Here is a 25,991-nt window from a genome sequence, read left to right as displayed (position 1 = left end):
GTTACTGGAGTGACGCCCAGCAGCTGACGCCTTTCTTTTTCAATGCATTGCATGCATTCACCGCGGCGTTCTGGCCATCGAAGCCGCCGAAACGGGCGCGGTAGATCTGGGAGCCGTCCTTGCTGAAGGCGACCGTGAAGGGTTTTGCGGAGCGCAGTGCCGCGCCGCCCTTTTCCTGCGCGTTCTGCAACAGGCCGCGCGCGGAGTTCTCATCGGGAGATGCACCGATCTGGATGACCCAGCCGCCCTGCGGAGCCTCGGACCTGGCCGAAACCGAAGGGGCGGAGACAACAGGCGCCGTGGTGGACGCGGTGACGATATTGTCCACCTTGGTCGAATTGGTGATCAACTTGCGGTCCGGTGCAGCGGGCGCCTGATTGATTGGATCCTTGCCCTTCTGCCAGGTGGCAGCTTCCATGGCCTTGACGGCTGCATTGGAAGAGGAACCTGCGAAGGCGGTGACCGGCGCTTCTTCGTAACGGGTCTGCGGCACCGGACCGGAATTGGGCAGGCCGGCTGCGGTTGCTGCAACTGCGACGGACGGAACAGCAGCCGCTACGGCGACGGGCTCTTCGACTGGCGCTGAGCGGGTCTGCGCGATCAGGTTGCTGTTGCCGCCACGCGATGCCTGCGGCAGGTAGGTTGCAACAAGCTTGCGCATGGTGGCGTCACGGGCAGCGCTGGAGCGGCCGCCGAGAACGACGGCGACGATGGAGCGACCGTCCAGCTGAGCCGATGTAGCAAGGTTGCTGCCGGCTGCACGGGTATAACCGGTCTTGATGCCATCCACACCCTTCACGGTTCCGACGAGGCGGTTATGGTTGCCGATAACCTGCTTGCCGAAATTGAAGGTGCGGGTGGAGAAATAGCCGTAATATTGCGGGAAATGCTGGCGAAGCGCGACGCCGAGACGGGCCTGGTCGCGTGCCGTCGTCATCTGCGCCGTGTTGGGCAGGCCGTTGGCGTTGCGATAGGTCGTGCGGGTCATGCCGAGTGCGCGGGCCTTGGCGGTCATCATTCTGGCGAAACGGTCTTCCGAGCCGCCGAGATATTCGCCGAGCGCGGTTGCCATGTCATTTGCGGACCGGGTGACGAGTGCAAGGATAGCCTGTTCCACAGTGATGCTGCCGCCGGCGCGCACGCCGAGCTTGGATGGCGGCTCCTTGGCGGCGTTGGCTGACACCGGCACCTTGGAATCGAGTGAGATACGTCCGGTATTGAGCGCTTCGAATGTCAGATAAAGCGTCATCATCTTCGTTAGCGAAGCCGGATAACGCAGCCCGTCCGGATCCTCTCCATAGAGGACCTTGCCGGTCTTGGCATCGATGACGATACCCGCATATTTCGGATCGGCCTTTGCGGTCTGAACGGATGTTGCGGTTATGAACGCCGCAGCAAGGGTTAGCGCAATAAACCTTACGAAAGACGTCGCACCCGCTTTGCGCGAATGTGCCCCAGATAGACTTTTCAACACTGCTGAACTCTTCAATCGCATATTTCTGTTCCGCTCGGACACGCCCCGCCCGATGCTCCGGGAAGAAACTTTATCGGGATGGCGTTACCAAGTGGTTTATGAAAGGTATCTGCCTTCCATAAAATGCGACTTTTCGCACGCAATCTGTGCCGTGCTGTTTCACCGATTTCCGTCTTTTACGAGGCGGCGCTCGATATAGTTTTTTACATCCGCGTCGAGCTTTTGCCATTGTGGCAGCAGGGCGGAGGAGAAACGGTAGAACAGGCTGAGGTCCTGTCCGGCGTGAATATCCCTCTGGCAATCGCTGCCGGTGGCCGCCTGCGGCGTTTGCGGCAGCAGGCAGCGCACCACATAGGCGCTTTGGCCTTCGCGCTCGCCGGTCAATATCACTTCCTTGCCGTAACCGGAATCGGCGCGCAGGCGGTGCAGCAGCAAGCCGTGCTTCAGCGGCACGGGCTCTCCCTCCGTCAGCCTCGAGTAGATCGGCCCGAAACGACCGGACATGTCCTCGGACATGGTGCTTTGCGAAAGCTGGATGAAGATCAGCCCTGCCGCCTGCGCCGGATCGTCGAAGACGGCGCGATTCGCCTCCTCATAACCCTTGAGGTCAGGCCAGCTCAGATAAAGGTCGACGCGCTCGCGCTCTCCGCCGAGTCGCTCCGAAGGCGCCCGCAGGGTGTTTTTTGCAAGCTTCAGCCGGTCGTTGCCGATGACGATTTCAACCTCCTCGGTGGCCGTCGTATGGCCCGCCTGAAGAATCCGCTCGCCATACCATTTGATGCCGACATTGAGGGCGCCGAGAAAGACGAAAAGAATTCCGGCGATGAGAGCGGCCCGGAGCATGAGTGACGATGAAAGCAGGGGTTTCTGGTCGTTCATGGGCTTCCATATTCATTCCGGCCGCCGGATGGGTTTCCGGCCGGGAAATAGCCGTGCAAAGCTTTAACCCGGGGCGATCGGCATTGAAATGATGTTTTGCCGCTGCTACCTGATAATCACCAAGCAAAGGACGGCATATGGCAGCGCGCGACAGATATTCCCGGAAGCTCGAATGTTCCAGATGTGGTCATCAGGGTTTTGCCGAAGCGTCGGAATCGGATGACAAGAGCCGCCGGGACGTCGATTTTCGCATCGATGAAATGCCGCGCGGATTTCGCGCCGAGCGCGCCTCGGGCGATCCGACGGATTTCATGATCCGCTGCGCCCAGTGCGGCAATATATTCCGTTTCCTGCAGAAAACCGCCTATGCGCCCGGAGGCGAGCCGCGCGTGAAGGCCTGAAGGGAAGGTGCCAGCATGACTTTACCGCAACAACCAAACGGAGCGCCGCAAAGGCGCAAGCCGATCTGGCCGTGGATCGTGCTTCTGGTGCTGACGCTCTCAGCCATCTACTCCTATAATCGCGCCAACGAAATCATCGCCGAATTGTCCGAGACCTTGCCGCCGGCGCTGCTGAACCTGTTCGAAGATATCCTCAGGGGTGACGGCCGGCATGGCAATGGCGGGCCGAGCATCGGCGTCTGAGGCGAGGGCGGTATGGAGAACCGCTGGCCTTTTTGGCCGCGATTCTTCTTCTGGCCAAAAAAGAAAAAAGCCCCGCAAAGAGGCGGGGCAGGTTGATCGCTCGGGGAAAGTTGGGCAATGCCCGGGAGCGATGGGTTGATATAAGTGACAACAGTGCTGACGCGATAGGCCATTTCCGTCCCAAACAGTACGCCTATGCATAAATTTCGCTCAATCAGCAGATTTTTAAACGATGAGTTCGTAAAATCTGTAAGACAACTTGACAGACTTTCGCTTTATTCTTCGCATTGCCTCGAATTGCACATATTCGCCTTTAACATAACGTGACATGAGCAGACGCATGGATAAATCGGGAATCCTTTTCGTGGCGCTTTTGTTGGTGCTTGTCGCAATCGTTTTGAGCCTGACGCTATTCGATACGGCTCAGCAGGTGCCCTCGATACCTTCAGGCGACGGATCCCTGCTGCCGCCGGCAACGACCCCGGGGCAATGATCTGCCAACCGCAAGAGAAGGGCGACACGGCTCGCCCGGGCGGGATTGACGGCCTTTTTCAAACCGCTATAAAGCCTCACCACCGATGGATGGGTGTCCGAGTGGTTTAAGGAACCGGTCTTGAAAACCGGCGTGCGTGAGAGCGTACCGTGGGTTCGAATCCCACCCCATCTGCCATAAAGCGCAAAAATCATTCAAACAACGCTGCGACGAGGGATGCCTCGATCGCGTTAATCAGCTTTGGAATGGCTTGAATTCAGCGCAAATGAGAAACCCGCCTTACGGCGGGTTCCATGTGTTCATTCAATCAGATTTCAGGGCAGCCCCGTTCGTTGGCGAAGGTGATGCGATCCGGTCCCCGGCGCGTGAAGCCTTCAACGACGACACGACCAGGCGTGACGCGCACGACCTCGGGATCGCGCAGACCTGCCTCACGGGCGGCGGCGCGGGCTTCGCGTTCGCTGCAGCCGCGCATGCGGGGCGGGCCGCGGCGGTCTGCGTCCCGGTCACGATCGCGGATGACGGGGCGAACGCCGTCGGGGCCGATTCTGAGTTCCATGTCCTGCGCACCTGCGGGGATCGGCGCGGCGAAGGATACCAGGGCGATGCCCATCGCAAGAGCTGTGGTTTTCATAAGCTTGATCATGTTTCCTCCCTCAGCCGAAACCGGCGGAAAGCTCGTTTGTTTGCGGGGAGAGAACGCGGTTGCCGTCCGTTTGTTCCTTGCAGACGCGGTGAGCGGGAGATGTTGAGGCGGGCAAATCCGGCCCGATGGGTGGGCTCAAAAGATAGAAATCATTAACCACGTTCGTTACAATTTTATCGAATTTGCAGAAGTCGTTCGCATTTTCGCCACGTTATGCACAAGATTAAGCGACTGTTAGGTGCTTCGATGGCAGGGGCAAATAATCGAGGCAAGTGAGGGTGCGGTTCTCCGAGCCAATAGCAGCGTGGGGCAGACGATTTGAATTCTACGGTCAAGAAACTCGGCATCAACGCCAGGTCGGGCGTGAAGTGGCTTGCAATTTCCGTGCTTTGCGCCGCAACCGCATCGTGTTCCACGACATCCGAGACCAAGCCCAAGCCCAAGCGCAGCAAGGAATATTTTTCCGAATCCGAATATGGCGTCAAAGCCAGTCCGCGTGTGGCCGATGGCAAGGCCATTCCCAAGGGCGGCGGGCGAGAGTTGATCGGCAATGCCTATACAGTCAAGGGCCGCCGTTATTTCCCGAAGGAAGAGCCGGGTTACAACAAGACCGGTCTTGCTTCCTGGTACGGTTCTGCCTTCCATGGTCGCCTGACCGCCAATGGCGAAGTCTACGACAAAGAACATCTTTCTGCCGCACATCCGACATTTCCCCTGCCGAGCTACGCGCGCATCACCAACATGGAAAATGGCGCTTCGGTTCTGGTGCGCGTCAACGATCGCGGACCGTTCCACGAAGGCCGCCTGATCGACGTTTCCAGCAAGACGGCCGATCTTCTCGACATGAAGGCCACCGGCACGGCCAATGTGCGGGTGCAATATGCCGGCCGCGCACCGCTTGATGGTCACGACATGCCTTATCTGATGGCATCCTATATCCCGAAGGGTTCGCGCTCGCCGGGTGTGGCACCCGAAGGGCAGATCGCGACGGGCGTGATGGTGGCTTCGGCCTCGCCGAATTTCGTTCCGGCGCCCGCGTCCAACCCGAATTATGCCGGCTCCACACAGACGGCGCTCGTCGGTTCCAAGAAGAATGCGGCGCTTCAGGCCATGCCGCTGGTCAACGGCCCGGCACCGGCTTTCGAGCAGTTCGCGATACTGCCGGAAATCGGCCCTATCCTGGCGGAGCGCCCGGAAGGCAATTTCATGCGTGAGCCGGCGGCGCCTGGCGGCAATTATCTGCGTGTGCCGACGCCTTCCTCCAAATTTGCTGCGGCCTATTCCGAAGAATCGGCTACGGTCTCCAGGACCGCGAGCGCCTTCGACAGCGTGCTCGTCGACCGTGGCGCGCTCAACGAGCAATCGATACTCGCCCATGTGAAGCGTCAGCAGGCGAAGTCCCGCTGACGGGTTGAAGGATACGGCCGGCCTCTCGCCTTTATCGCGGGCAGCCGGTTACGGCAGGCAGGACTGGGCGGTTTCATGCGCAAGGCCATTCATCGCTCCTATCGTTCGGTCGCCGTAGCGGCAGCGTTTGCGTTTTTCAGTGCAGGCACGGTGCAATCGCAGACCGGCCCCTTCATCGCGAAGGCTGAACAGGCTTACATGATCGATGCCGAAACCGGCACGGTGCTTCTTTCGCAAAACGAGAATCAGCCCTTTCCGCCCGCGTCGCTTGCAAAGCTGATGACGGTTGAGGTGGTGCTGGATGCGCTGTCAAAGGGGCAGGTCACGTCAGAGACGGCTTACCCGGTCTCCGAATATGCCTGGCGCACGGGCGGCGCGCCCTCGCGCACCTCGACCATGTTCGCGGCGCTGAAATCCTCCGTCAGCATCAACGATCTTTTGACCGGCATCATTGTGCAGAACGCCAATGACGGCTGCATCGTCGTTGCCGAAGGCATGGCGGGTTCGGATGCCGCTTTCGCCAAGCGCATGACGGCGCGGGCGGGCGAACTGGGCATGAGCAGCAGCGCCTTCACCAATTCGACCGGGCTTCCCGACCCCGGCAACCGGACGACCGCGCGGGACATGGTGCGTCTCGCGCAGCATCTGCGCGATACCTATCCCGAGCGTTACGGGCTTTTCACCAAACCGGATTTCGAATGGAACCGGATTTTCCAGCGCAACAAGAATACGCTGCTGATGCCCGGCAGCGGTATCGACGGTCTCGGTCTCGGTTTTGCGGAAGGCAGCGGTTTTGCCGCTGTCGTTTCGGCGGAGCGGGAAGGCCGCCGGGTCTATCTGGCGCTTGCCGGCATCGTGGACGACAAGACGCGGCAGGAAGAGGCCCGCCGGGTGGTGGACTGGGGCCTGACCGCCTTTGAAAAACGCCATCTCTTCAGCAAGGACGAAGCGGTTGGGTCCGTCAGCGTTTATGGCGGCGATGTTTCGCATATCGATCTTTCGCCGAAGGAAGATGTCAGCGTGCTTGTACCGGTCAATAATCCGGATCGTATTTCCGGCCGCATCGTCTATCGCTGGCCCCTGAATGCGCCGCTGGACGTCGGGGCAAATGCCGGAACGCTTAAGATTTTTTCGGGCGAGCGCCTGTTGCGGGAAGTACCGCTTTATACGAAGGCGGCAGTCGGCAAGGGGTCGCTCACCCAGAATGCGACAGGTGCGCTTAAGGAACTGCTGCTGTTCTGGCTCTGAAAGCCTGTTGCACGGGCGGCCCTGTTCCTATGCTTTTGTTCAGCCACCGGATTTTCTGAAAAGCGCTTCACACTTTTCCGTTCGATGCTGTAAACAGGCATTTCAACATTGACGTGAATTCCTCGCAGGACGTGACATTGGCCGAAAAGACCGGATTGTTCATCAGCTTCGAAGGCGGCGAAGGCGCCGGCAAGTCGACGCAGATTCGCACGCTTGCCGAGGCGCTTCGCGGCCGTGGTTTCGAGGTGGTCGTGACGCGTGAGCCGGGCGGCTCGCCGGGCGCGGAGGCCGTTCGGCATGTTCTTCTCTCGGGTGCAGCCGAATCCTTTGGTGTGCGCATGGAAGCGATCCTGTTTGCGGCGGCACGCAACGACCATGTCGAGGAGGTCATTCGCCCGGCGCTTGCGCGCGGTGAGATCGTGCTCTGCGACCGGTTCCTCGATTCGTCCCGCGTCTATCAGGGCACGACCGGCAATCTGGAGCCGGATTTCATAGAGACGTTGCAACGCATCGCGATTGACGGTGTCGTGCCGGAACTGACGTTGATTTTCGATATTGCCGCCGAAAAGGGGCTCGCCCGCGCCAGAAAGCGCGCGGATGAAGGCGCTGCGCCGGACCGGTTCGAAAAAGAGGAAATCGAGACCCACGAGAAGCGGCGTGAGGCCTATCTCGACATCGCGCTCGCCGAGCCGCGTCGTTGCCGGATCGTCAACGCCGATCAGCCGGAAGAAAAAGTGGCGGAGGATGTCATGTCCTTTGTCGAACCCTTGCTCGAACAGTTGAAAACAGCAGCGGGCGCGGCGCATGAGTGAGGTCCAGGGCGTTCTCGACGGTGCGATTGCGCCGCAGCAGAACACGAAGCTTTTCGGGCATGAGGAAGCGGAAGCCTTCCTCGCGCAATCCTATCGTTCCGGTAAGGGTCACCATGCCATTCTGATCGAAGGGCCGGAGGGGATTGGCAAGGCGACGCTTGCCTTCCGTTTCGCCAATCACGTGCTCAACCATCCCGATCCTTCGCTGGCGCCGGATTTTCTCGCCGATCCCGATCCGCAATCGCTGGTCAGCCGCCAGATTACCGCCGGCGCCTCGCATAATCTGCTGCATCTGACCCGTCCGGTGGATGAAAAGACCGGCCGTGTGAAATCCGCCATTACGGTGGACGAGGTGCGGCGGGCAGGGCACTTCTTTTCGCAGACCTCCGGCACCGGCAACTGGCGTATCGTCATCATCGATCCCGCCGACGATCTCAACCGCAACGCCGCGAATGCGATCCTCAAAATACTGGAGGAGCCGCCGAAACGGGCGATGTTCCTCGTTCTCTCCCATGCGCCGGGAAAATTGCTGCCGACCATCCGTTCGCGCTGCATGCCGCTCAGGCTCCTGCCGCTTTCAGATGCGGCCATGGAGCAGTCCCTCGATCATCTCGGCATCAGCCCGGAAGGCGAAAAGCGCGACGCCTTGCTTGCCGCCTCCAAGGGGAGCGTCGCGCAGGCGCTGAAGCTGATGAATTACGGCGGCTCCGACATTGTCGAGGCCTTTGCGCAGGTCATGGCTTCCGAAGGGCCCGGCGTGCGCAAGCAGATGCACAAGCTCGCCGAGGCTCTGGCACAGAAGGACGGCGACATCGTTCTCGGCTTCTTCATGGAGCATGTGACGGAAGAGCTCATGGAGCGCGCACGGGCGGCGGCGATAGCCGGCGATATTGCGGCGGCGGAAAAACATGCCCGGCTTTCCTCGGCGCTCTCGGAGCGCATCACCGTGGCGCAGGCCTATAATCTCGATAAGAAGCAGATGGTGCTTTCCATTCTGGAAGATATTCGCGGCGTGTGAAGGCAAGGGATCGTACGGAATGTACGATTCGACGGTGGATGAATTCTCCTCCGCCATGCCGGACTGGATCCGGCATCCAGCCACGGCGCGTCCGCGCCGTGAAGAGAGTCTTTTGCGATCAAGGACTTGATCGCGCTGGACCCCGGATCCAGTCCGGGTTGATGGTAGTGCGGATGCCAAGCGCTCGCCAAATCCAATTTGTCTGCAAGCGGTCGTACAAAACGTACTCTTTTTCTTTCGCTGCTGCGAACAATGGTTTAAGAGCGGTCTATCCAAAAAACAGCCTGTAAAGTCGATAGACCGTCATGACAGACAAGACACCATTCTACATCACCACCGCGATCTCCTATCCTAACGGCAAGCCGCATATCGGCCATGCCTATGAGTTGATTGCGACGGACGCCATGGCACGCTTTCAGCGCCTGGATGGAATGGATGTGTTCTTCCTGACCGGCACCGATGAACACGGCCAGAAGATGCAGCAGACGGCGCGTGCGGAAGGCATTTCACCGGAAGACCTGGCTGCGCGCAATTCCGACCAGTTCCGCGCGATGGGCAAGCTGCTCAACGCCTCGAACGACGATTTCATCCGCACCACGGAAGAGCGTCACCACGAGACCTCGCGCAATATCTGGAACCTGATGGCCGACAGCGGCGACATCTACAAGGACAGCTATGCCGGCTGGTATTCCGTGCGCGACGAGGCCTATTACGCCGAGGACGAGACGGAAGTGCGTGCTGACGGCGTTCGTTACGGACCGCAGGGCACGCCGGTCGAGTGGGTGGAGGAGGAAAGCTACTTCTTCAAGCTCTCCGAATATCAGGACAAGCTGCTGAAGCTCTATGAGGAGAACCCGGAGTTCATCGGCCCGGCAGAACGCCGCAACGAAATCATCTCCTTCGTCAAATCCGGCCTCAAGGACCTGTCGATATCCCGCACCACCTTCGACTGGGGCATCAAGGTTCCGAACGATCCGAAACACGTCATGTATGTCTGGGTCGATGCGCTGACCAACTACATCACCGCCACGGGTTACATCGAGGATAAAAACGGCCCGCGTGCGAAATATTGGCCGGCCGACGTGCATATCATCGGCAAGGACATTATCCGCTTCCACGCGGTCTATTGGCCGGCTTTCCTGATGAGCGCGAAGCTGCCGCTGCCCAAGCGGGTCTATGCGCATGGCTTCCTGCTCAACAAGGGCGAGAAGATGTCGAAGTCGCTCGGCAATGTCGTCGATCCGGCCAATCTGGTGAACCATTTCGGTCTCGATCAAGTCCGTTATTTCTTCCTGCGCGAAGTCTCCTTCGGCCAGGACGGCAGCTATAGCGAAGAGGGCATCGCCACACGCATCAATGCCGATCTTGCCAACGGTATCGGCAATCTCGCCAGCCGTTCGCTGTCGATGATCGTCAAGAATTGCGACGGCCAGATTCCGACGCCCGGTGAGTTCACCGAAGAAGACAAGGCGATGCTGGCTTCCGCCGATGGGCTGCTTGAGATTTGCCGCGAGGAAATGGGCAAGCAGCTCATCCACCGCGCGCTTTCGGCCATCATCGCCGTTGTCTCGGAGACCGACCGCTATTTTGCCTCTCAGGAGCCGTGGGCGCTGAAAAAGACCGATCCCGAGCGCATGGGCACCGTGCTTTACGTTACGGCAGAAGTGGTGCGCCAGATCGGCATTCTTCTGCAGCCGTTCATGCCGGAATCCTGCGGAAAGCTGCTGGATCTCGTTGCTGCTCCTGCCGACAAACGTGATTTTGCAGCACTCGGCGAAGCGGGCCGTCTGGTTCCGGGCACGCCGCTGGAAGCACCGAAGCCGGTCTTCCCGCGTTACGTCGCACCGGAAGCGTGAAGGCCAGACCCATGCTGATCGATACACATTGCCATCTGGATTTTCCCGATTTCGAGGCTGAGCGCGACGATATCATCGCCCGCGCCCATGCTTCTGGTGTCAGCCAGATGGTGACGATCTCGACCCGGGTGCGCCGGCTGCCCGAACTCTTGAAGATCACGGAAAAATATCCGTCGGTCTTCTGTTCGGTCGGCACGCATCCGAACAATGCCGATGAGGAACTGGATATTTCCGCCGATGAGCTCGTGCGGCTGGCGGAGAGCCATGACAAGATCGTGGCAATCGGCGAGGCGGGTCTGGATTATTTCTACGATACGCAGAAGCCGGAAGACCAGAAGACCGGCCTCATTCGCCACATCGAGGCAGCAAGACGAACGAAGCTGCCGCTTGTCATCCACAGCCGCAGCGCCGATGACGACATGGCCGCTATTTTGCGCGCCGAAAGCGACAAGGGACCATTCCCCTTCATTCTCCACTGCTTTTCCGCTGGTCCCGAGCTGGCGAAAACCGGTGTCGAGCTTGGTGGATATGTGTCCTTTTCCGGCATTCTGACCTTCCCTAAATCGCAGGACATCCGCGATATCGCCGCCACCGTGCCGCTGGACCGGCTACTGGTGGAAACGGATGCGCCCTATCTTGCGCCGAAGCGCTGGCGGGGAAAGCGCAACGAGCCGTCCTACGTGGTCAATACCGCTGAGGTTCTGGCTGAGGTGCATGGCATTTCCTATGAGCGCATGGCCGAAATCACCACCGAAAACGCCTTCCGCTGCTTTTCCAAGATGACAAGGGTGTAGGTGTGGCAATCTACCGTCGTCGCTTCACGGTTCTCGGTTGCGCGTCGTCGCCCGGCGTGCCGCGCATCAACGGCGACTGGGGCGCCTGCGATCCCGAAAACCCGAAGAACCGGCGCACGCGAACGGCATTCATGGTGGAGCAGATCGGCCCGGATGGAGGCAGGACGACTGTCGTCATCGATACCGGCCCGGATTTTCGCGAGCAGATGATCGCGGCCAAGGTGGAGGCGGTGGATGCGGTGCTTTACACCCACGCTCATGCCGACCATCTGCACGGTATCGACGATCTGCGCATCTATTTCGCCCTTCAGCAAAACCGCATTCCGATCTATGCCGATCCCATTACCATGGCGCGGATAAAGGACGGTTTCGCCTATTGCCTGGAGACCCCGCCGGGCAGCAGTTATCCGCCCATCGTCGAACCGCGGATCATCGCCGATATCGACGCGGCGCTGGTCATCGATGGGGCCGGCGGGCCGATCCCGTTCAACGTGCACATGCAGCAGCATGGCGATGTGCATTCGCTGGGCTTCCGCATTGGTGACGTCGCCTATTGCACCGATGTCAGCGATTTTCCGGCAGAAAGCCTGCCGAAGCTTGCCGGTCTCGATGTCCTCGTCATCGACGCGCTGCAGCACCGGTATCACCCCAGCCATCTTTCACTGGAACAGGCGCTTGGCTGGATCGAGAGATTCGCACCCAAAAGGGCGATCTTGACCCACATGCATATTCCGCTCGATTATGAGACGGTGATGCGGGAAACGCCTGATCATGTCGAACCGGCTTATGATCAGATGCGTTTCGAGATCGAGATCGAAGCAGCCTGACGCCGCCTGAAAAGGAACAGCATGTCGACCAAGCCTTTCCGTGCACCCAGTATGGCGAGCTTCTTCGACAATCTGCGCGCCAGTCGGCTGCGCGCGATGTTTCGGCGGGGCGAGCTGGGACTGGTGCTCCTTGCCGTCTTCATCGGCATTGCGGCAGGCCTTCTGGTGGCGCTGATCGGCGCCTTGAGCACGGCGTTGCATCTGCTGGTTTTCGGCGTCGAGCGGCTGAGCAGCAGCGATCTTTCCGGACGGATCGTGCTTGTCGGCCCGATCATCGGCGGCATCGTGCTCGGGCTGATCATCTTCATCCTTTCGAAGACCCGCAAGAAACCCATGGTCGACCCCATCGAGGCGAATGCGCTGCATGGCGGCCGGCTGTCGCTGACGGACAGCATCATCGTCTGCGTGCAGAATATCGTCTCCAACGGTTTTGGCGCGTCCGTTGGGCTGGAGGCCGGTTACACACAGATCGCCAGCGGCGTCGCCTCGAAGATCGGCATCAAGCTGAAGCTGCGGCGAGGGGACATGCGTATCCTTGTCGGCTGCGGCGCTGCGGGGGCGATTGCGGCCGCCTTCAACGCGCCGCTGACCGGGGCGTTTTACGCCATCGAACTCATCATCGGCACCTATACCGTCGTGACGCTTGCGCCGCTCATCGTCTCGGCACTGGTGGCGACGACGGTCATCGGGATTATCGGCGGCCATGGTATCTCGATCGATATTGTCGATGCCAGCCGTGTAACACCGGCGGATTATGTGCCCGCCATCTTTCTCGGCGTCGTATGTGCGGCCATCGGCATCGTGCTGATGCAGGCGGTGTCCTTCATCGAAGAAACCGCACGCAAAAGCGCCATTCCGGGCTGGCTGCGTCCTGCCATCGGCGGCGTGGCGGTGGGCGGGCTTGCGCTGATTTCACCGCAGGTGCTGTCGAGCGGCCATGGTGCGCTGCATCTCAATATCGATGCCGAACTGACGATATACGGGGTGGCCGGGCTGTTCCTGCTGAAAGCGGCGGCGAGCGCCATTTCCATCGGCTCGAATTTCCGCGGCGGCCTGTTTTTCGCGTCGCTGTTCATGGGCTCGCTGCTGGGCAAGATTTTCGCGCTCTGCGCACCCTATATCGGTTATGGGTCGACAGCGCCCATCGTCTATGCCGTGATCGGCATGAGCGCCTTTGCCGCCGCCATTATCGGCGGTCCGCTGACGATGACATTTCTGGCGCTGGAACTGACTGGCGACTTCCAGATCACGGCGCTGGTGCTTGCCGCCGTCATCACCACCTCGCTCGTGGTGCGCACCACCTTCGGTTACTCCTTCGCCACCTGGCGTTTTCACCTGCGGGGCGAGAGCATTCGCAGCGCCCATGATATTGGCTGGATCCGCGACCTGACGGTCGGCAGGATGATGCGCGCCGATATCCGCAAGGCCAATGTCAGCATGGGCCTCCCGGCCTTCAAGGAGAAGTTCCCGCTCGGTTCGACGCAACGGGTAATCATGACCCATGATGACGGGCGTTATGCGGGCATCGTCCTCGTGCCGGAAATTTACGCGGACCCGATGGATCGCGACCCCAGCAAGATCAGCCTCGAAACCTATCTGCAATACAAGAACGATGTGCTGCTGCCGACCATGAATGCCCGCCAGGCGGCGGCAGCCTTCGATGCGGCGGAGAGCGAAGCGCTGGTTGTCGTTAATGACAAGATCGAAAATCGCCCTGTCGGATTGCTCACCGAAAGCCATACGCTGAGGCGCTATAGCGAAGAACTGGACCTGAGACGCCGGGAGGCGTCTGGTGAGTTTTGAAATTACATTAGATTATCTGTGCCAATCTCGACGCCGAGCGCGCCGCCACCTGGATTGCCGCATTGATTGACGGTGTTTTCTCGCGCCTGGCGGTCGATCCCGATTTCCGGCCCCTGAAAGAGGCCGAGATGATGCATCTGATCATCGGCCGTTTCCTTTCGGCACGGCAATTCCAATGCAGCGGATGAAACCGGACGGTGTCCGACGCCGGCAACAGCTGGGGCATAGGCCCGTACCGAATAGTCCCCAAAAACCGGACTGCGGTCTCGAGAACGGTCGTCTCACGGCTTTACGACGCGAAGCTGGTTTAAGCGCTTGCAGGGGCAGGGCGAGGGGAATTCCTTCGCCCGGCCTGTCGACCATGACGATATCCGTCACTTGACACGCTCGTTATATCCATTATTCTAGATATATGGATAACAGTAGTGCAATAACCGCGCTTGGCGCGCTCGCCCAATCTACCCGCCTGGAGACCTTCCGGCTTCTCGTGCGCCACGAGCCGGATGGCATTCCGGCCGGTGAGCTCGCGCGTCTTGTCGACGTTCCCCAGAACACGATGTCGGCGCATCTCGCCACGCTTTCCCGGGCCGGTCTGGTCAAAAGTGAGCGGCAGAGCCGGTCTATCATCTATCGCGCCGATCTTGACGGGTTGCGCCTGCTGACCCTGTTTTTGCTGAAGGATTGCTGCGGTGGTTCGACCGAGCTTTGCGCGCCTTTGATTGCCGAGCTGACACCCTGCTGCAGCCCGCAGGTAAAGCCGTCATGAGCGCCGCCGGGCTGGTGTCCACCACTTCTTCTGCTTCGATCGCCGGGCTTGCGAGACCACCGATCTAACCACGGAACGAAACCATGACCGACAAGATCTATAACGTGCTCTTTTTGTGCACGGGCAATTCCGCTCGCTCCATTCTTGCCGAATCCATTCTCGCCAAGGAAGGTGAGGGGAGGTTCAATGCCTATTCGGCCGGCAGCCAGCCGAAGGGAGAGGTAAATCCTCACGCCCTGAAGGAACTGGCGGTACTGGGGTATCCCACCAGCGGCTTCACCTCGAAAAGCTGGGACGTGTTTGCCGGGCCGGAAGCGCCCCGGATGGATTTCATCTTCACTGTGTGCGACAGCGCCGCCGGCGAAGCCTGTCCGGTCTGGATCGGCCATCCGATGACGGCCCATTGGGGGATAGAGGATCCCGCCGCTGCGGTCGGCTCGGAGATCGAGGTTCAGCGCGCCTTCGCGCAGGCCGCGCGTTTCCTCAAAAACAGGATCGCGGCTTTCGTCAGCCTGCCCCTGCAATCCATCGATCGGATGGCGCTGGAAACGCAGATTCGGCAGATCGGTACATTGGATGGAACCACCAATCCTGAAGAAAAGTCGGCCTGATGTCTGCCTTCGAACGATATCTGACCGTCTGGGTGTTTCTGTGCATCGTCGCCGGTGTTGCGCTCGGCCATCTGATGCCCGGCGTCTTCCAGCTCATCGCTGCGGCCGAGATTGCCAAAGTGAATATTCCGGTCGCGATCCTGATCTGGCTGATGATCATTCCGATGCTGCTCAAGATCGATTTCCGCTCTCTTTCGCAGGTCGGCATGTTCTGGCGCGGCATTGGCGTGACGTTGTTCATCAACTGGGCCGTCAAGCCGTTCTCGATGGCGCTGCTCGGCTGGTTTTTCATCGGCTGGCTGTTCCGGCCTTATCTTCCGGCTGGTGAGATCGATTCCTATGTTGCCGGGTTGATCATCCTTGCCGCTGCTCCATGCACCGCGATGGTCTTCGTCTGGAGCAACCTTACACGCGGCGAGCCGCTGTTTACGCTGTCGCAGGTCGCGCTCAACGATGCGATCATGGTCGTGGCCTTTGCTCCCTTGGTCGGCCTGCTGCTCGGCCTTTCCGCCATTACCGTGCCCTGGGATACGCTTGTTCTCTCCGTTGCGCTCTATATTGTCGTTCCGGTCATCCTTGCGCAGCTGATCAGGCATCGGCTCATGACTGACGGCACCTCACGGATGCTGGATTGCGTTCTCGCAAAGCTGCAGCCGGTTTCTCTGGCGGCGCTGCTTGCGACACTCATTCTTCTCTTCGCCTTTCAGGGCGAGCAAATCATCGCCCAGCCGGCCATCATCGGCCTGCTCGCCATTCCCATCCTCATCCAGGTCTATCTGAATTCGGGGCTTGCCTACCTCCTGAACCGCATGACGGGTGAGCGCCATTGCGTCGCCGGGCCTTCCGCACTCATTGGCGCCAGCAACTTCTTCGAACTGGCGGTCGCGGCCGCCATCAGCCTGTTCGGCTTTCAGTCAGGTGCTGCGCTGGCAACCGTTGTCGGCGTCCTCATCGAAGTTCCGGTCATGCTTTCGGTCGTCTGGATCGTGAACCGCTCGAAGGGCTGGTATGAGGCCGCACCCGCCGTTTCCCGAACCACAATGACCGAAAGGCAGTGACTATGGACATCACCATCTATCACAACCCGTCCTGCGGGACGTCGCGCAACACGCTGGCGCTGATCCGCGCGGCAGGGATCGAGCCGACCGTAATCGAATATCTGCGGGAACCGCCGACACGCGAAAAGCTTTCAAGAATGATTGCGGATGCGGGCCTGACGGTGCGCGAAGCCATGCGCGAGAAGGGGACACCTTATGCCCAGCTCGGTCTCGACAATCCGGACCTGACTGACGATCAGTTACTCGATGCGATGGTGGAAACGCCGATCCTCATCAATCGCCCCTTTGTTGTAACACCGCTCGGCACCAGGCTCGCCCGTCCTTCAGAGGTCGTGCTGGATATTCTGCCGGACACTTTCAATGGATCGTTCGTTAAGGAGGATTGCGAGCAGGTTCTCGATAATGAAGGAAAGCGCATTGTCTGATAGATTTCCCGCGTTGCAGGCGCATCACCTGCACAGCATTGACCCGGAGGCTCTGCGTCCGGCGTTTTCGACCCATAAACCACGCATCCTGATCCTTTATGGCTCGCTGCGCGAGGTGTCCTATAGCCGTCTGCTGGCGTTCGAGGCTGGGCGGCTGCTCGAACGGCTCGGTTGCGAGGTTCGAGTATTCGATCCGAAGGGCCTGCCTTTACCCGATGAAGCGCCAGCCAGCCATGCCAAGGTGCAGGAACTGCGTGAACTTTCAGAATGGTCGGAAGGACAGGTCTGGGTAAGCCCGGAACGTCATGGCGCAATGACCGGCATCATGAAGTCGCAGATCGACTGGATTCCTCTTGCAATCGGTTCTGTACGGCCGACACAGGGCAAGACGCTCGCCGTCATGGAAGTGTCCGGCGGCAGCCAGTCCTTCAACGCCGTGAACCAGATGCGAATTCTCGGCCGATGGATGCGGATGATCACCATTCCCAACCAGTCCTCGGTGGCAAGGGCGTATCAGGAATTCGACGCGGAAGGCCGGATGAAGCCGTCATCCTATTATGACCGTCTCGTGGATGTCTGTGAGGAACTGGTAAAATTCACGCTGCTGACGCGTGACGCTTCCAGCTATCTCACAGATCGATATAGCGAACGCAAAGAGTTGGCAGATGAACTTGAGAAACGTGTTTCGCTAAAATCAATCTGACAGGGTGAGTTCAGTTCAACGTTTCGTGCTTTTCAATTCCGGAACCATATGATCAGTTCGATTGTGGCGGGAGAAGATATTCACGGGCTTTCGAGGCGTTGAAACGGCCATGGCTTGATCGCGCGGCGACATTGAATCCGGAATTACATCATCGAATAAGTTCCATAATCTATCTTATGCGATTATGTTTTGTAGCGCCCATTTAGTAATGCGACACTTGGGCCGGATAGAAATGCGACACTCTCCTCGCACAGCCACGCTGGTCAATGTCAACGTTGGGAGCAAGGATGCGACGATGTTCAGCCTGACTGCGGTCAGGAGCGTTCGGAGTTGCCATGTCCTTTTTGATCACCATGTCGCAGAAAGAATTGCATCGCCTCGAAGTTATTCAGAAGATCCATGATCGGCGCCTGAGTGTCGTTCAGGCCGCCGGCGTGCTCTGCATCAGCCGAAGCCAGATGCATCGGCTGTTAAATGCATATGAGAGCGATGGCATGCCTGGTCTCGTCTCGAAGAAGCGCCAACAACCAAGCAACCGGCGTCACAGCGAGGATATTCGCAACGCCGTTCTCGATCTGGTCAGAGAACGGTATGCCGATTTCGGTCCAACCTTGGCTCGTGAGAAGCTGATTGAGCGGCACCAACTGGCGATCGGCAAGGAAACGTTACGCCAGTGGATGACCGAGGCAGGCATCTGGATATCTCGGAGAGAACGCAAGAAACGTGTCTTTCAACCACGCGGCCGGCGCGATTGCTTTGGCGAGCTGGTGCAGATCGATGGATCGCATCACTGGTGGTTCGAGAGTCGCGGACCAAAATGCGCCCTTCTCGTCTATATCGATGACGCTACCGGCAAGCTGCTACATCTGCGCTTTGCGGGATCCGAGAACACTTTCGATTATCTGCACGCGACAAAGGCCTATTTGCAGCAATGGGGTAAACCGCTGGCTTTTTATAGCGACAAGCACGGCGTGTTTCGCTCTACGCACGCTTCGGAGAAAGATCGAACCAGTGGGCTGACGCAGTTTGGACGCGCACTCTATGAGCTGAACATCGACATCATCTGCGCCAACACTCCACAGGCCAAGGGCCGGGTTGAACGGGCCAATCAGACCCTGCAGGATCGATTGGTCAAGGAGCTGCGGCTCCGCGGTATCGATACGATAGACGCTGCCAACGATTACGCGCAGGAATTCATTATCGATTTCAACGCTCGTTTCGGTAAACCACCACGTAATCCGAGAGACATGCACCGTCCCCTCGCCGCCCATGAGAACCTCGACAGTGCCATGTGCCGCAAGGAGGTCCGCACGCTCTCGCAATCCCTGACGTTGCGCTATGACAAGGTGATATTCATTCTCGATCCGACGGAACGGGCAACATCACTGGCGGGTCAAAAAGTCATCGTATGCGATTATCCGGACGGCCGTCTGGAGATCATGCACGAGAGTTTCAACCTGTCCTACAGAACCTTCGACACGCTTCGCTCGGTTCACCGGTCGCCTGTGGTTGAGAACAAACGACTGGACGATATGCTGTCGCTGGTCGCTCAGATGCAGGAAGGCCGCGATTTACAACGGAGCAAACGTGGCCCGCGCCGAACCGGACAGGTCAACAGCATGTTTGAGATCCCGGACGGCAGCCAAAGCAATGGATATCGAAAGCGCAGTCGCAAGCCTGGGCGACGGACGGATTTCATGAACGATCCAGAAGTGATTGCGAGAAGGCAGAAAGCGCTTGCTCGAATGGAGGCGGCTGAATAAGGCCGCTTTTGGCCCAAAGCGGGCATCGTGGATCGAATGCCGTGAGACGGCTCTGCGCCTTCAATTCGCTCGTGCAGACGAGCCGCCGTGAAAGCCGCCGTTGGTTCAGTCGTTAGTCGGCGCTGCCGGAACCACATCGACGATGATGTGTCGCAGACGGATTGAGGACCCATGGCATTCGTGGAATCAGCCGGATACTTTGCTGCGAAAGTCGCCAGCTTGATCCCCTAGTCTGGCTCAAAGTGCCGAATGAAGGATTTTAACTCGGCAACAAACTCCCCGTCGCAATTACCCGCATATCCAGCGCCTCCATCAGCCCCTCCTCCGCCGTCACCTCGCGGCCAAGACCAAGCCGAGCCGCGATCTCTCGCCAGCTTCTGTTCTCCAACGTCTTGCTAGCCCCATACGTTTGCCCCAGTTCCGGAAAGTTGGTAGCGTAGCCATAGGCATAATCGGCCTCCACCGCGCCACCGACGGTAACCCCGATATCTGCGCCGATGTAAATCGGCGTCTTGAAATCCCCGCCGACAACTAGCGATGAATCCTCTCGCCCGGCATAAACCCACTCGTCGATGATCAGGTCGCCGATCACAATGATGATGCTACCCCATTCATTGATCAGCGTCTTGCACCGCACATCGCCAAAAACAATCAGTGTCGCGTTGCCATCGGCGCCATCGCCGCCTTGCGTCGAAACGAGTCCGCCAACGACGAGATCGCCATCGACCGCCGTGATCAGGCTCTCAGGCCGAAAGTTACCGTCCACCCGCAAATCGCCCACATGATAGCGCGCCTCGATATCTTCCAGCGGCAAACCAGCCGGAGTCAGCTGGAAGCGGCCTACATAGTCCCCGAGATGCACCGGCAGCGCGACGGTCCGCCGCTTCACCTCATCGATCCACTCTTCAGCCGAAACCTTTTCCAAAGCCATGATGATGCTCCTGCCTAAACGTATAGAACTGTCTCTACCCAAAACGACTTTTTATCTACCGGTTGAACACTTAGGGTTCCAGAGGTGAAGATGCCAGCGCGGACAAAACCAACCGTACGGCGCGCGGAAGCGCCAATATGATCTGCCCGGGCCGACTGTGGTCTTTTTGTCCTATCGCAAATATTAAAGCGAACTTTGTTTTCCCGACTTTTGCGACGTCACACAATGCGCAGTGTACTGCCGCAATCGCCAAGGTCCGCTTCTGGCGCAAAGCAGTCACTACAACTGAGGAAGCTAAAGCCAAAGAGGGAGAACAACACCCGCCCCCTCCCTACCCTTGCAACCCGGCCCAGCCGGTCCGGTCGGGGGCTGATTGTCGGAGCCAGTGTCGCATTTCTAACGGGCCAGAGGCGTCGCATCTCTAATCGGGTTTGACATGTTTCTAGATTGAAACCGTCCCCCTTAAGGATGTTTGCCTGGCGTATAGTCACCGGTATCTTCCGTTTCCGACAGCCGCTAACAGGCGCAAAATCCGTCCGTCGACGTCGTTCGAACCGGGAAGAATGGGCGGGTCACCTGACGTTGCATAAAAGTCGCATCGTAACGGCTTTCGGCCTTTTCGCTGCACTTGATGACTCTGCTTCGGAACGATCGTTTGTTATTGTCGCCACCGAAGAGCATTGGCGCATCGAGGTAGACTTTGCCTAAGTAAATACCGGTCTCAATCCAGTTTCACCCGTATTGCGGATAGCCGCAGGCTGTCTGCGTATGATCATGTTCATCGGGTGGTGGCAAGAGACCGGTCTGGCATTGTTACAATGTGCCCTGCACAGCGCCGCTGTCTCAGCTCTTCACCACCCCAGAACACCGCCATGCCGTTCCCGTAAGGGTTTTCTCCTGCACCATCTCGGTGGACTTCCAAATGGAAGACCAAGAGACTATGTGCAATTTACTTCGGGTCCAATGGACCATTACACCACGAACGGCGCCCCAGCCCTGGCTTGCATGCAGCGGATGCGGTGGCCTGAGGGCATTTCAGGCCAGCGGCAAGATCCGGCTCAATGCCAATGGCCGCAAGCTGGATGCGTGGCTTATCTATAGATGCCTGATGTGCGACAAGAGCTGGAACAGGCCGATTTTCGAGCGGGAGAATGTCCGGGACATCAGCCCTGCCGTCCTCGAAGCGTTGCAGTCCAACGATCCGCAATGGATAAAGGCGGAGGCATTCAACCTCGAAGCCTTGAGACGTAAATCCCAGCGCGTCGACGAGTTTCCGGAATTCGATATCGCGAAACAGATACGGGATGACACTCCCGACTGGGCCATGGCGGAGATCGATCTCATGGTTCCGCTTCAGGCCGGTATACGCCTTGATCGTCTGCTGGCGTCTGAACTCGGGCTTTCGCGGTCGATGCTGCAGAAGCTTCAGGATGACGGTTCTCTTCGGGCGCAGTCCGAACGTTCCGATCTTTTGCGGCGGCGGGTTAAAAACGGCACCCGGATTGTGATCGCGCGCTGCGGCGGCTTCGATCCGGTGCATTTGTGGAAACCCGTCACGGCGGATTTCTAACGGCATGGCAAGGGCCTGAAGGTTCAGGCCCTCGCTTGCGGCGTCGTTAAACCGAAGAACCCCTGCTCCGCCTCAGGCGAGCGCCTCCTTCACCGCGGCGAGACCGCGGCGCAGGAACGGATCGGAATGGATGTAGAAGAATTGCACGCCACGCTTCCGCCAGTGCGGCATTTCTTCCAATGTCGCGAGCGTCCCCACGATTTTTCCGGCTGCGCGTATCTTGTCGACAGCAATGGCGACCTTCTGCATCACCACCTCCGGCGCGGCTCGCCGAATGGCGGCGCGGAACGTCGTCGTGTTTTCGGTAGAGGCTCAGGCGGCGGCGCTCTTTCCACGGGACACCCAGATCAACACCGTCAATGCGGTAAAAGACAGTGCGGCGCCTGCCAGGAAGGTGCCGAAGGAACCGTGGAGGTCCCACAGCAAGCCGGCGATGACATTGCCGACCAGTACCGCGAGACCCGTCATCAGATTGAAAACGCCGAAGGCCGTTCCCTTGAGATGTGGCGGCGCCGTTTCCGCAATCAGGGCTGCAAGCAGACCCTGCGACAGGCCCATATGCAGCCCCCATAGAAGAATGCCGAACAGGAACAGCGGAATGGAATTGGCAAAAGCGAGCGTCAGATAGGAGGCCACCAGCACGACCATGCTCGCCGCGATAATCCCTGAGCGGCCGATCCTGTCCGAAAGCCGGCCGGCGGGATAGGCTGTCAGGCCATAGACGGCATGCATGATGACCATCGTGATCGGTATCCATGCCGGCCGGAAGCCTGCCTCTTCGGATTTCAGCAACAGGAATGCTTCGCTGAAACGCGCGAAGGTCAGGAGCGACGCCGCGATGATGACGATCCAGACCGCCAGATTGAGTTTCGCAAAATCGGCGAGCCGGAATGGCTTTTCGGCTTTCGGTCTTGCGGGCGCATCCGGCTCCTTCACACCGGCGATGAGGATGAACACCGCAAGGAAAGCGGGAATGACCGCGATCCAGAAAATGGCGAGCACATTTTCGCTGAGCGCGAACATCAGCCCGATGGCCGCCAGCGGCCCGATGAAGCCGCCGACCGTATCGAGCGACTTTCTGAGCCCGAATGCGGCGCCACGAATTTCGGGCGGCGTCACATCGGCAATAAGAGCGTCGCGCGGCGTTCCGCGAATGCCCTTTCCGACCCGGTCCACCGCCTTGGCGGCGACGATCCAGCCAAGCGAGGTGGCGAAGGGAAAAGCGAGTTTCGAGATTGCGCCGAGACCGTATCCAACCACGGCGAGCATTTTCCGCCGCCTCGTCCAGTCCGCGATAATCCCGGAAAACAGCTTGGTCGTGGTGGCGATGGCAACCGACATGCCCTCGATGAAACCGACGGTGACCGCGGAAGCGCCGAGGCCGGAAACGAGATAATAGGGCAGCAGCGTCTGCACCATTTCCGAAGAAATATCCATCAGAAGGCTAACGATGCCCAGCACCCAGACCGTCGCTGGAATGCGTGCCCGAACCGTCGCGGAAACAGGCGCAGAAGAAGTCGTCATGATGCCCCCCGATCGTCTCTGGAATAATCATGTCCTCCTGAAACAATCAACCGGGCGGATATCGTGCAACCGCGACAAACGGGGAAAATCAGGGCCATCAAATCTCTGTGGGGCTGAAGCAAATACTGCCGAAGCCCGATGAAAGGGCTGGCCATTTCATGCAAAAACTCTAAGCTCCAGCGCCGGACACGGATTGCCGAGAACCATCAGTTTTCAGTTCAAATCATTAGGGAGAAAACATCAGATGAGCCTGCGTATCAACGACATAGCACCAGACTTCACCGCCGAGACCACCCATGGTCCGGTGAGCTTTCACGACTGGATCGGCGCTGGCTGGGCGGTCCTGTTTTCGCATCCGAAGAACTTCACCCCCGTCTGCACGACGGAACTCGGCGCGATGGGCGGCCTGCAGCCGGAATTCGAAAAGCGTGGCGTCAAGATCATCGGTATTTCGGTCGATCCGGTCGAAAGCCATGAAAAATGGAAGAACGATATTCGCACCGCGACCGGTTTCAACGTCGATTATCCGCTGATCGGCGACAAGGACCTGAAGGTAGCAAAGCTTTACGACATGCTGCCGGCCGGCGCTGGCGACAGTTCCGAAGGCCGCACGCCTGCCGATAACGCCACCGTGCGCTCCGTCTTCGTCATCGGTCCCGACAAGAAGATCAAGCTGGTCCTCACCTACCCCATGACCACCGGCCGCAACTTCGAGGAAATTCTTCGCGCGATCGATTCCATCCAGCTCACCTCCAAACATCAGGTGGCGACACCGGCCAACTGGAAGCAGGGTGAAGATGTCATCATCACCGCCGCCGTTTCCAACGAGGATGCGATTGCCCGTTTCGGTTCTTACGACACGGTTCTTCCCTATCTGCGCAAGACCAAGCAGCCCGGCTGATTTGAAGCCTGTGATGGGGCGGTGAAACATCATCGTCCCATCCCGCCGCATCTCTCATGGCTTTATGATCCCGCCATGATAGTCAAGCCGGTACGTCTCGACATGGCCCCGGTAAATGCGCTCGATGCCGGTGAAGGACCGGAATTCACCTTCATTCGTATCGACATAGACCAGATCTTCCACCGGGTTGGTGAAACCGCCAAGGAACCGGCCCTGACGATAGAGCGTGGAAAGCGACCGCTGAATGACCATGCCGGCCGTGGCGCCGTCGATCATGTCGGGCCGGAGGATGCGGCCGTAATAACTCATCGCCCACACCGCCGTTCCCTGATGCCAGACAACCTCCTGGCCGATGAAATCGGTTCCCCCGAAATAGCTGTCGATATAGTGCAAGTCGCCGCTCTGATAACCGAGATCGTGCGATCCCTTGCGGGTGGGCGTCGCGGATTTGCTGCCGCCGCCGACATAGGTGGCGGACTTCGCCTGCACGATGAACTCTTCCAGCATGGGAAACCTTTCGGGACAAGAACATAAAGGGAACGTATGCGATTTTCAGGGTGGTCGCAAGTGCCGCCCCTACCCGGCATCGACCCCGCATTTCAGCAATGATAGGCTTGGTAATCGCGGCGTTTGCGCTTAGAAGCGTGACAGGAATTATCTCAAAAAGAGTGCTCATGCCGCAAAACCCGCAAATCTATGTCGATGCCGATGCCTGCCCCGTGAAGCCGGAGATTCTCAAGGTGGCGGAGCGGCATGGGCTGGAAGTGACCTTCGTTGCCAATTCCGGTCTGCGCCCGTCGCGCGATCCCATGGTGAAAAACGTCATCGTTTCCGCCGGTTTCGACGCGGCGGACGACTGGATCGCCGATCATGCGGCCGAAAACGACATTGTCATCACTGCCGATGTGCCGCTGGCCGGCCGCTGCGTCGCCAAGGGTGCGCTGGTGACCGGGCCGACGGGCCGCGTTTTTGACCAGTCGAATATCGGGATGGCGACGGCGATGCGCGATCTTGGCGCGCATCTGCGCGAAACCGGTGAAAGCAAGGGATATAATGCGGCTTTTTCACCGCGTGACCGCTCCGCCTTTCTGGAGACGCTTGACCGTTTCTGCCGCCGTGTCAAAAAATGACGGCGCCAACGGAAAGGTGCCGCCCATGACCCCGGCCAATATGAAAAGCAACAGCTATCGCCGCCATCAACCTTTCGTCATTGCCTTTTTGGTCGGCGCCGTGAGCCTTGGCCTGGCGCTGGTTTTTGCGCCGCCGCTGGCGATCGAGATCGCGGCCGTTCTGTTCTTCCTGACCTATCTCACCCTGATTGCCTTTCGCCTGTCGGGCCTGACGGCGCAGCACCTTAAGGCCCATGCCGATAGCGACGATCTGCCTGCGGTCGCCATCATCGCCGTTACGCTGCTAGCCGTTGCCGTCGCGGTTGTATCGCTGTTTCAGGCGCTCAACCATACCGGCGAAACGGTCTGGCCGTTGCTCATCGCCTTCGCCTCGGTGATCTTCGGCTGGCTGACCATCCACACCATGACCGCCCTGCATTACGCCCATCTTTACTGGCGGCCCGCCATGGTGGACGGCAAACGTCAGCATCGCGGCGGCATGGATTTTCCGGGCACGAAGGAACCCTGCGGTTACGACTTTCTTTATTTCGCCGTGGTGATCGGCATGACGGCGCAGACGTCGGATGTGGGGATAACCACGACCGCCATGCGCAAGGTCACGCTGCTGCACTCCATCGTTTCTTTCTTCTTCAATACGGTTCTTGTGGCGGCGGCGGTCAATGCAGCCGTTTCGCTTGCAGGCTGAACCGCAATATTTCACAAGGAATG

The 25,991-nt window shown here is 59.0% G+C and carries 27 protein-coding genes, 1 tRNA gene and 1 pseudogene; 21 read left to right on the top strand and 8 right to left on the bottom strand.

The annotated features are described in order from the left end of the window. Position 1 precedes the first annotated feature (1 nt). Together AGR7B_RS07220 and AGR7B_RS07215 are read right to left on the bottom strand one after the other, a co-directional pair. Positions 2-1,495: a D-alanyl-D-alanine carboxypeptidase family protein gene (locus tag AGR7B_RS07220; protein WP_080816997.1), complete on the bottom strand. Its 1,494-nt coding sequence runs from the start codon at positions 1,493-1,495 to the stop codon at positions 2-4. 138 nt (positions 1,496-1,633) lie between these two features. Next, positions 1,634-2,353 carry a hypothetical protein gene (locus AGR7B_RS07215; RefSeq protein WP_080856354.1) on the bottom strand — a complete coding sequence of 240 codons (720 nt, stop codon included), beginning with the start codon at positions 2,351-2,353 and terminating at the stop codon, positions 1,634-1,636. Between the two features lie 137 nt (positions 2,354-2,490). Here AGR7B_RS07215 and AGR7B_RS07210 point away from each other — a divergent pair, with 137 nt between their 5' ends. The 3 genes from AGR7B_RS07210 to AGR7B_RS07195 all read left to right on the top strand — a co-directional run bounded on the left by AGR7B_RS07210 (position 2,491) and on the right by AGR7B_RS07195 (position 3,667). Beyond that, positions 2,491-2,754, top strand: coding sequence for a hypothetical protein (locus AGR7B_RS07210; protein ID WP_035261275.1), 264 nt, complete (start codon positions 2,491-2,493; stop codon positions 2,752-2,754). A gap of 15 nt (positions 2,755-2,769) precedes the next feature. Continuing rightward, positions 2,770-2,997: a hypothetical protein gene (locus AGR7B_RS07205; protein WP_080856353.1), complete on the top strand. Its 228-nt coding sequence runs from the start codon at positions 2,770-2,772 to the stop codon at positions 2,995-2,997. A 580-nt stretch (positions 2,998-3,577) separates the two neighbouring features. Further along, positions 3,578-3,667: transfer RNA gene (locus AGR7B_RS07195), tRNA-Ser, on the top strand. A 130-nt stretch (positions 3,668-3,797) separates the two neighbouring features. Here AGR7B_RS07195 and AGR7B_RS07190 read toward each other — a convergent pair. Next, positions 3,798-4,136, bottom strand: a complete 339-nt coding sequence (locus tag AGR7B_RS07190; protein WP_080856352.1) for a hypothetical protein — start codon at positions 4,134-4,136, stop codon at positions 3,798-3,800. 318 nt (positions 4,137-4,454) lie between these two features. Between AGR7B_RS07190 and AGR7B_RS07185 the strand changes: the two genes are divergently transcribed. The 8 genes from AGR7B_RS07185 to AGR7B_RS07150 all read left to right on the top strand — a co-directional run bounded on the left by AGR7B_RS07185 (position 4,455) and on the right by AGR7B_RS07150 (position 13,901). Beyond that, positions 4,455-5,543 (top strand): septal ring lytic transglycosylase RlpA family protein, encoded by a 1,089-nt coding sequence (locus tag AGR7B_RS07185; protein WP_065655433.1) that lies wholly within the window; start codon positions 4,455-4,457, stop codon positions 5,541-5,543. 75 nt (positions 5,544-5,618) lie between these two features. Continuing rightward, complete coding sequence (locus AGR7B_RS07180) at positions 5,619-6,791, top strand: D-alanyl-D-alanine carboxypeptidase family protein (protein ID WP_078052973.1); 1,173 nt, start codon at positions 5,619-5,621, stop codon at positions 6,789-6,791. 137 nt (positions 6,792-6,928) lie between these two features. Further along, positions 6,929-7,603, top strand: a complete 675-nt coding sequence (gene tmk / locus AGR7B_RS07175; protein WP_065655460.1) for a dTMP kinase — start codon at positions 6,929-6,931, stop codon at positions 7,601-7,603. Then, a complete protein-coding gene (locus AGR7B_RS07170; protein ID WP_080856351.1) occupies positions 7,596-8,621 on the top strand; it encodes a DNA polymerase III subunit delta' in 1,026 nt (341 codons plus the stop codon). The genes tmk and AGR7B_RS07170 overlap by 8 nt, the downstream gene beginning before the upstream one ends. A gap of 305 nt (positions 8,622-8,926) precedes the next feature. Continuing rightward, positions 8,927-10,477: a methionine--tRNA ligase gene (gene metG / locus AGR7B_RS07165; RefSeq protein WP_080856350.1), complete on the top strand. Its 1,551-nt coding sequence runs from the start codon at positions 8,927-8,929 to the stop codon at positions 10,475-10,477. Positions 10,478-10,488: 11 nt separating this feature from the next. Continuing rightward, positions 10,489-11,271, top strand: a complete 783-nt coding sequence (locus AGR7B_RS07160; RefSeq protein WP_080856349.1) for a TatD family hydrolase — start codon at positions 10,489-10,491, stop codon at positions 11,269-11,271. A gap of 2 nt (positions 11,272-11,273) precedes the next feature. After that, on the top strand, positions 11,274-12,098 hold the full coding sequence (locus tag AGR7B_RS07155; RefSeq protein WP_080856348.1) for an MBL fold metallo-hydrolase: 825 nt from the start codon (positions 11,274-11,276) through the stop codon (positions 12,096-12,098). 21 nt (positions 12,099-12,119) lie between these two features. Continuing rightward, positions 12,120-13,901 (top strand): chloride channel protein, encoded by a 1,782-nt coding sequence (locus AGR7B_RS07150; RefSeq protein ID WP_078052968.1) that lies wholly within the window; start codon positions 12,120-12,122, stop codon positions 13,899-13,901. A 2-nt stretch (positions 13,902-13,903) separates the two neighbouring features. On the opposite strand, the gene AGR7B_RS26430 is transcribed toward AGR7B_RS07150, so the two are convergent. Further along, on the bottom strand, positions 13,904-14,038 hold the full coding sequence (locus AGR7B_RS26430) for a hypothetical protein (RefSeq protein WP_262927925.1): 135 nt from the start codon (positions 14,036-14,038) through the stop codon (positions 13,904-13,906). Positions 14,039-14,313: 275 nt separating this feature from the next. On the opposite strand from AGR7B_RS26430, the gene AGR7B_RS07145 reads away from it, so the two are divergent. The 6 genes from AGR7B_RS07145 to AGR7B_RS07120 all read left to right on the top strand — a co-directional run bounded on the left by AGR7B_RS07145 (position 14,314) and on the right by AGR7B_RS07120 (position 19,227). Continuing rightward, entirely contained in the window at positions 14,314-14,667 is a 354-nt protein-coding gene (locus tag AGR7B_RS07145; protein ID WP_078052967.1) for an ArsR/SmtB family transcription factor, read from the top strand. 83 nt (positions 14,668-14,750) lie between these two features. Further along, on the top strand, positions 14,751-15,278 hold the full coding sequence (locus AGR7B_RS07140) for an arsenate reductase ArsC (protein WP_080856347.1): 528 nt from the start codon (positions 14,751-14,753) through the stop codon (positions 15,276-15,278). Continuing rightward, positions 15,278-16,336 carry an ACR3 family arsenite efflux transporter gene (gene arsB, locus AGR7B_RS07135; RefSeq protein ID WP_080856346.1) on the top strand — a complete coding sequence of 353 codons (1,059 nt, stop codon included), beginning with the start codon at positions 15,278-15,280 and terminating at the stop codon, positions 16,334-16,336. The genes AGR7B_RS07140 and arsB overlap by 1 nt, the downstream gene beginning before the upstream one ends. A 2-nt stretch (positions 16,337-16,338) precedes the next feature. Then, the gene (arsC, locus tag AGR7B_RS07130) at positions 16,339-16,761 is read left to right on the top strand and encodes an arsenate reductase (glutaredoxin) (protein ID WP_080856345.1); all 423 of its coding nucleotides are present in this window, start codon (positions 16,339-16,341) and stop codon (positions 16,759-16,761) included. Next, the gene (arsH, locus tag AGR7B_RS07125; RefSeq protein WP_245317712.1) at positions 16,736-17,464 is read left to right on the top strand and encodes an arsenical resistance protein ArsH; all 729 of its coding nucleotides are present in this window, start codon (positions 16,736-16,738) and stop codon (positions 17,462-17,464) included. The genes arsC and arsH overlap by 26 nt, the downstream gene beginning before the upstream one ends. A gap of 335 nt (positions 17,465-17,799) precedes the next feature. Next, a complete protein-coding gene (locus AGR7B_RS07120; protein ID WP_080856343.1) occupies positions 17,800-19,227 on the top strand; it encodes an ISNCY family transposase in 1,428 nt (475 codons plus the stop codon). A gap of 259 nt (positions 19,228-19,486) precedes the next feature. On the opposite strand, the gene AGR7B_RS07115 is transcribed toward AGR7B_RS07120, so the two are convergent. Next, a complete protein-coding gene (locus AGR7B_RS07115) occupies positions 19,487-20,158 on the bottom strand; it encodes a hypothetical protein (protein ID WP_080856342.1) in 672 nt (223 codons plus the stop codon). Positions 20,159-20,978: 820 nt separating this feature from the next. Here AGR7B_RS07115 and AGR7B_RS07110 point away from each other — a divergent pair. Beyond that, entirely contained in the window at positions 20,979-21,728 is a 750-nt protein-coding gene (locus AGR7B_RS07110; protein ID WP_162934072.1) for a DUF1062 domain-containing protein, read from the top strand. 72 nt (positions 21,729-21,800) lie between these two features. On the opposite strand, the pseudogene AGR7B_RS07105 reads toward AGR7B_RS07110, so the two are convergent. After that, positions 21,801-22,012, bottom strand: a pseudogene (locus tag AGR7B_RS07105) (HpcH/HpaI aldolase family protein); the annotation flags it as partial. Positions 22,013-22,040: 28 nt separating this feature from the next. Beyond that, complete coding sequence (locus AGR7B_RS07100; RefSeq protein WP_080856340.1) at positions 22,041-23,252, bottom strand: MFS transporter; 1,212 nt, start codon at positions 23,250-23,252, stop codon at positions 22,041-22,043. A gap of 244 nt (positions 23,253-23,496) precedes the next feature. On the opposite strand from AGR7B_RS07100, the gene AGR7B_RS07095 reads away from it, so the two are divergent. Further along, complete coding sequence (locus AGR7B_RS07095; RefSeq protein WP_065655419.1) at positions 23,497-24,153, top strand: peroxiredoxin; 657 nt, start codon at positions 23,497-23,499, stop codon at positions 24,151-24,153. A gap of 54 nt (positions 24,154-24,207) precedes the next feature. Here AGR7B_RS07095 and AGR7B_RS07090 read toward each other — a convergent pair whose 3' ends face one another. Next, positions 24,208-24,660, bottom strand: a complete 453-nt coding sequence (locus tag AGR7B_RS07090; protein WP_080856339.1) for a DUF5680 domain-containing protein — start codon at positions 24,658-24,660, stop codon at positions 24,208-24,210. Positions 24,661-24,827: 167 nt separating this feature from the next. Between AGR7B_RS07090 and AGR7B_RS07085 the strand changes: the two genes are divergently transcribed. Beyond that, on the top strand, positions 24,828-25,283 hold the full coding sequence (locus AGR7B_RS07085; protein WP_080852077.1) for a YaiI/YqxD family protein: 456 nt from the start codon (positions 24,828-24,830) through the stop codon (positions 25,281-25,283). 25 nt (positions 25,284-25,308) lie between these two features. After that, complete coding sequence (locus AGR7B_RS07080) at positions 25,309-25,968, top strand: DUF1345 domain-containing protein (protein WP_080856338.1); 660 nt, start codon at positions 25,309-25,311, stop codon at positions 25,966-25,968. Positions 25,969-25,991 lie beyond the last annotated feature (23 nt).

It is taken from the genome of Agrobacterium deltaense RV3, from assembly GCF_900013505.1.
Classification (GTDB): domain Bacteria; phylum Pseudomonadota; class Alphaproteobacteria; order Rhizobiales; family Rhizobiaceae; genus Agrobacterium; species Agrobacterium leguminum.
Note: the sequence above shows the minus strand (reverse complement) of the source record. Positions and strands in the feature narration are given on the sequence as shown.